Genomic DNA, 5849 nt, shown 5'->3' with positions numbered 1-5849 from the left:
ATCTCGACCACGCACTGTCGCTGATCGACGCCGTTGTCGGCGCGGTCGAGGTGCCGGTGACGGTCAAGATGCGGCTTGGCTGGGACGAAGGCGCGCTCAATGCGCCGATGCTCGCGCGCCGCGCCGAGCAGGCCGGTGTCAGCATGGTGACCGTGCACGGCCGCACGCGCTGCCAGTTCTACCAGGGCAAGGCCGACTGGCGCGCCATCGCCCGCGTCAAGGAAGCCGTGTCCATCCCGGTCGTCGCCAATGGTGACGTCTCTTCGCCGGCGGAAGCGGCCGACATTCTCGATCAATCGGGTGCCGACGCCGTGATGATCGGCCGTGCCCATTATGGCGCGCCCTGGATCGCAGGCGGCATTGCGGCCGCAGCGATCGGCGAGGCGACGCCAAACATGCCACGGGACTCGACGGCGGTCGCCGACTACATCGTGGCCCATTATGAGGACATGCTGGCGCTCTACGGCGCCGAAAGCGGCCTGCGCCAGGCGCGCAAACACCTTGGCTGGTATCTCGACCGGCATGCCGGCGGCGTCGCCGACGACAGCCGAAAGGCCATACTGACCGCATTCGAGCCCGCGCGCGTCATTGCCTTGCTGCGCGATGTGTTTTCGCGCGATCCGCAACCCTTGAACCTGCGGAGCGCCGCATGAACGCCGCCGCCGGCCAGGGCGCTGAAATGGCGGATGCCGCCCAGATCGTGCTCAACACCATCCGTCGCCCGGTGATCATGATCAGCGAGGAAGGTTTCATCACCTATGCCAACGCCGACGCGGAAGATTTCTTTCGCTCGAGTGCAAACATGCTCGCCCGCAACACGCTGTCAAAACTCATTCCCTTCGGCAGCCCGCTGCTGACGCTGGTCGATCAGGTGCGCGAGCGTCGGGCTCCGGTCAACGAGTATCGGGTCGACGTGTCGTCGCCGCGTCTCGGCATCGAAAAGGTCGTCGATCTCTACGTCGCGCCGGTGCCGGAATATCCGGGCTCCGTCGTGGTGATGTTCCAGGAACGGTCGATGGCCGACAAGATCGACCGGCAGATGACGCATCGGGGTGCCGCACGTTCGGTGACCGGTCTGGCGGCAATGCTTGCCCATGAGATCAAGAACCCGCTCTCCGGCATCCGCGGCGCTGCCCAGCTTCTCGAACTGTCGGCTTCCGACGAAGACCGCGCGCTGACGCGGCTGATCACCGACGAGACGGACCGCATCGTATCGCTGGTCGATCGCATGGAGGTGTTTTCCGACGAGCGGCCGATCGATCGCTATCCCGTCAATATCCATGTCGTGCTCGACCATGTGAAGGCGATTGCCAAGAATGGTTTTGCCAAGAAAATCAAGATAATGGAGGATTATGATCCTTCATTGCCTCCGGTGTTTGCCAACCGCGATCAACTCATCCAGGTGTTCCTCAACCTGGTCAAGAACGCTGCCGAGGCGATCGGCAGCGACCCGCAGGGCGAGATCGTGCTGTCGACCGCCTTCCGGCCGGGCATCCGTGTTTCCGTTCCGGGCACGCAGGACCGCGTGTCGCTGCCGCTGGAATTCTGCGTGCGCGACAATGGCTCCGGCGTCTCCGAAGACATCCTGCCGATCCTGTTCGACCCGTTCATCACCACCAAGCCGAACGGCTCCGGGTTGGGTCTTGCGCTGGTCGCCAAGATCGTCGGCGAGCATGGCGGCATCATCGAATGCGAATCGACGCCGCGCGGCACCACATTCCGCATCCTGATGCCGGCCTGGAAAGAAGCGCCAAACGGCGCCGATGATGACGGCGAAGGAGACCTCAAATGACCGTTCGCGGCAATATTCTCGTCGCCGACGACGACGCGGCAATCCGCACCGTCCTCAACCAGGCGCTTTCACGCGCCGGTCATGAGGTGCGCGTCACCTCCAACGCTTCGACGCTTTGGCGCTGGGTGGCGGCGGGCGAGGGCGATCTGGTCATCACCGATGTGGTGATGCCGGACGAAAACGCCTTCGACATGCTGCCGCGCATCAAGAAGGCGAGGCCGGAGCTGCCGGTTATCGTCATGAGCGCCCAGAACACATTCATGACGGCGATCCGCGCCTCCGAAACCGGCGCTTACGAATATCTGCCCAAGCCGTTCGACCTGACCGAACTGCTCAACATCGTCAACCGGGCGCTTTCCGAGCCGCGTCGGCCGAAGATCGATGCGCGGCCGGAAGAACAGCCGGACGCGATGCCGCTGGTCGGCCGCTCGGCGGCCATGCAGGATATCTACCGCATGCTGGCGCGCATGATGCAGACCGACCTGACGGTGATGATCTCGGGCGAATCCGGCACCGGCAAGGAGCTGGTGGCGCGCGCGCTGCATGAATATGGCCGCCGCCGCGGCGGCCCCTTCGTCGCCATCAATATGGCGGCGATCCCGCGTGACCTGATCGAATCGGAACTGTTCGGTCACGAGAAGGGTGCCTTCACCGGCGCGCAGAACCGCTCGACCGGCCGCTTCGAGCAGGCCGAAGGCGGCACGCTGTTCCTCGATGAAATCGGCGACATGCCGATGGAGGCGCAGACGCGCCTGCTGCGCGTGCTGCAGCAGGGCGAGTACACCACGGTCGGCGGACGCACGCCGATCAAGACCGACGTGCGCATCGTCGCTGCCACCAACAAGGATCTGCGCACGCTGATCAACCAGGGGCTCTTCCGCGAGGATCTTTTCTATCGCCTCAACGTCGTGCCGCTCCGGCTGCCCGCGCTGCGTGAGCGCTCCGAGGATGTGCCGGACCTCGTCCGCCATTTCTTCAAGCTCGGCGAAATGGAAGGCCTGCAGACCAAGCGCATTTCTTCCGGCGGCATCGAGTTGATGAAGCGCTATCCGTGGCCGGGCAATGTGCGCGAACTGGAAAACCTGGTTCGCAGGCTCGCCGCGCTCTATTCGCAGGACGAGATTTCCGCCGAGATCATCGAGGCGGAGCTCAAGACCGGCGAACGTCCGGTGGTGCCGGGTGGCGGCAATCTGATCCCCGACGATTTGTCGATCGGGCAGGCGGTCGAGCACTTCCTGCAGCGCTATTTCGCTTCCTTTGCCGGCGATTTGCCACCTGCCGGGCTTTATCAGCGCATCCTGTCCGAGGTCGAGTTTCCCCTCGTCCTGGCTTCGATGACGGCAACCCGCGGCAACCAGATCAAGGCCGCGGAACTGCTGGGCTTGAACCGCAACACGCTGCGCAAGAAGATCCGCGAGCTCGGCGTCAACGTCTACAAATCATCGCGGCAGGGCTGAGCCTTGATCTGAGCCCGCGCTCTTTTCAGGGGATCGGCTCGCGAAAGATTTCCGTCTCGGTCACACTTGTTGCATAATCGCCACAATGCGTTGCATACATCCGACGCAATCATGGCTCTAGACGGCGACATGGCTCCGCAGGCACCGACAACAAACCAACCGCTCTTCAGCGAACCCGGCGCTCGTGACGGGCGCCGGCTGCTTGCGCTGCCGGGTGTGATCGCGGTCGTCGGCGCGCTGATGACGGCTGCGATCTCGTTCACCATCCTCGTCGGCGCCACGCCGATCACACCGAACGAGTCGACGACGCTGGCGCTGATTGCCCTCAACGCGGCTTTCGTCCTGTTTCTTATCGCGCTGGTCGGGCGTGAGGTGCACCGCATCCTGATGGCGCGCCGGCATGGTAAGGCCGCTTCGCGGCTGCATGTGCGCATTGTCGCCATGTTCGCCCTGGTTGCCGCCATTCCCGCCATCATGGTGGCCATCATTGCCTCGATCACGCTCGACATCGGCCTTGACCGCTGGTTCGAGATCCGCACCAAGACGATCGTCAATTCGTCCCTCTCGATCGCCGACGCCTATGTCCAGGAAAATGCCCGCAACCTCCAGGGCACGACATTGTCCATGGCCTATGATCTCGATGCGTCGCGCACGCTCTACGGCCTTGATCGTACCGGCTTTCTCGACTTGATGAACAAGGAAGCCGTGGGCCGTTCGCTGGCCCATGCGGCGCTGATCAAGCCGGACGGCTCTTTCGTCATGAGCGCCAAGACCGATACGGAGTTCGCCATGCCCGAGCCGCCGGAAGGCGCGGTGGCCAGCGCTGCCGACGGCAAGCCGGTGCTGATCGAACCGAAAACGCGCAACATCATGGGCGCCATCGTCAAGCTGCGGGAGATCGAAGGACTCTACCTCTACACCATTCGGCTCGTCGATCCCGAAGTGATCAAGGCAAGGCAGATCGTCAGGTCCAACACCGACGAATATCGGGGGCTGGAAGATAACCGCCGTACCTCGCAGGTGGCCTTCGCGCTGCCCTATCTGTCGCTGACGCTCATCATCATCCTGTCCGCGATCTGGACCGGCATTGCGGTCGCCGACCGTCTGGTGCGGCCTATTCGCCAGCTCATCGGCGCCGCCGACGAGGTGGCGACCGGCAATCTCGACGTCGCGGTTCCCGTCAGGCCTTCGGACGGCGATGTCGCCTCGCTCGGCGATACCTTCAACAAGATGCTTCTCGAACTTAAATCGCAGCGCAATGAGATCCTGTCGGCCAAGGACCTGATCGACGAACGGCGCCGCTTCTCCGAAGCCGTGCTTGCCGGCGTTACCGCCGGCGTCATCGGCGTCGATCCCTACGGCATCGTCACCATCGTCAACCGCTCGGCCGAGGCGATGCTGGCGATTTCGGCCAGCGCAGCCCTTGGGCAGAATCTTTCCGCCGTACTGCCGCATGTCGGCCGCGTCTTCGAGATCGGTCGCAAGTCCGGCAAACCCGTCTATCGCGAGCAGGTGACCTTTTACCGCGCCGGTGCCGAGCGGACCTTCAACGTGCAGATCACCATCGAGGCCGGCGACGACGGCTCGGAGGAAAAATCCTATGTCGTGACGGTCGACGACATCACCGACCTGGTTCAGGCGCAGCGCTCGTCGGCCTGGGCGGATGTGGCGCGGCGTATCGCCCACGAGATCAAGAACCCGCTGACGCCGATCCAGCTCTCGGCCGAACGCATCAAGCGCCGTTACGGCAAGGTGATTACCGAGGACCGCGAGGTTTTCGACCAATGCACCGACACCATCATCCGTCAGGTTGAGGATATCGGCCGTATGGTGGACGAATTCTCGGCGTTCGCGCGCATGCCAAAGCCTGAGATGAAGGCGATAGATCTGCGCGAATCGCTGCGTGAGGCCTCGTTCCTGGTCGAGGTCAGCCGCGCCGACATCACTTTCGAGCGGATATTCGGCACGGAGCCGCTCAAGGGCACTTTCGACAGCCGCCTGATGGCGCAGGCCTTCGGCAATGTGATCAAGAACGCGGCCGAGGCGATCGACGGATTGGAACAGAAGGACGGTTCGCACGGCATAATCCGGATTCAAGCCGGGCGCCAGAATGGTGCGATTCGAATCGACGTCATCGACAATGGCAAAGGCCTGCCGCGCGAGAATCGCCAACGGCTGCTCGAGCCCTACATGACCACACGCGAGAAGGGCACCGGACTTGGCCTCGCTATCGTCAAGAAGATCGTGGAGGACCATGGCGGCAGGCTGGAACTACACGATGCTCCAGCGGACTTCCACGATGGGCGCGGCGCGATGATCAGCATCATCCTGCCGCCTGCGGCCGCAACGGCTCCGCGCAGCGAAAGCAGGGCGGAAAACGAAAGAGAAACTGAAAAGGTCGGTAATGGCGTCTGATATTCTCATCGTCGATGACGAGGAAGACATCCGTGAACTCGTCGCGGGCATACTGAGCGACGAAGGTCACGAAACCCGCACGGCATTCGATGCTGACAGCGCGCTCGCTGCTATAGCTGATCGCGCGCCGCGGCTGATTTTCCTCGATATCTGGCTGCAGGGCTCGCGCCTGGACGGGCTGGCGC

5 protein-coding genes are annotated in these 5849 nt (G+C 63.2%); all 5 read left to right on the top strand.

The window, feature by feature from the left end:
• Positions 1-653, top strand: a 653-nt coding sequence (locus EN984_RS19955) for a tRNA-dihydrouridine synthase (RefSeq protein WP_206517447.1), incomplete at its 5' end; no start/stop codon positions are given.
• Positions 650-1792: a nitrogen regulation protein NR(II) gene (locus EN984_RS19950; RefSeq protein ID WP_127272394.1), complete on the top strand. Its 1143-nt coding sequence runs from the start codon at positions 650-652 to the stop codon at positions 1790-1792. The genes EN984_RS19955 and EN984_RS19950, both read left to right, overlap by 4 nt.
• Positions 1789-3249 (top strand): nitrogen regulation protein NR(I), encoded by a 1461-nt coding sequence (gene ntrC / locus EN984_RS19945; protein ID WP_023812028.1) that lies wholly within the window; start codon positions 1789-1791, stop codon positions 3247-3249. The genes EN984_RS19950 and ntrC overlap by 4 nt, the downstream gene beginning before the upstream one ends.
• A 129-nt stretch (positions 3250-3378) precedes the next feature.
• A complete protein-coding gene (locus tag EN984_RS19940) occupies positions 3379-5664 on the top strand; it encodes a PAS domain-containing sensor histidine kinase (RefSeq protein WP_127328257.1) in 2286 nt (761 codons plus the stop codon).
• On the top strand, positions 5654-5849 hold a 196-nt coding region (locus EN984_RS19935; protein ID WP_127383893.1), incomplete at its 3' end, for a response regulator. The genes EN984_RS19940 and EN984_RS19935, both read left to right, overlap by 11 nt.

The sequence above is a fragment of the Mesorhizobium sp. M7A.F.Ca.CA.004.12.1.1 genome, assembly GCF_003997835.1.
Lineage (GTDB): Bacteria > Pseudomonadota > Alphaproteobacteria > Rhizobiales > Rhizobiaceae > Mesorhizobium.
Note: the sequence above shows the minus strand (reverse complement) of the source record. Positions and strands in the feature narration are given on the sequence as shown.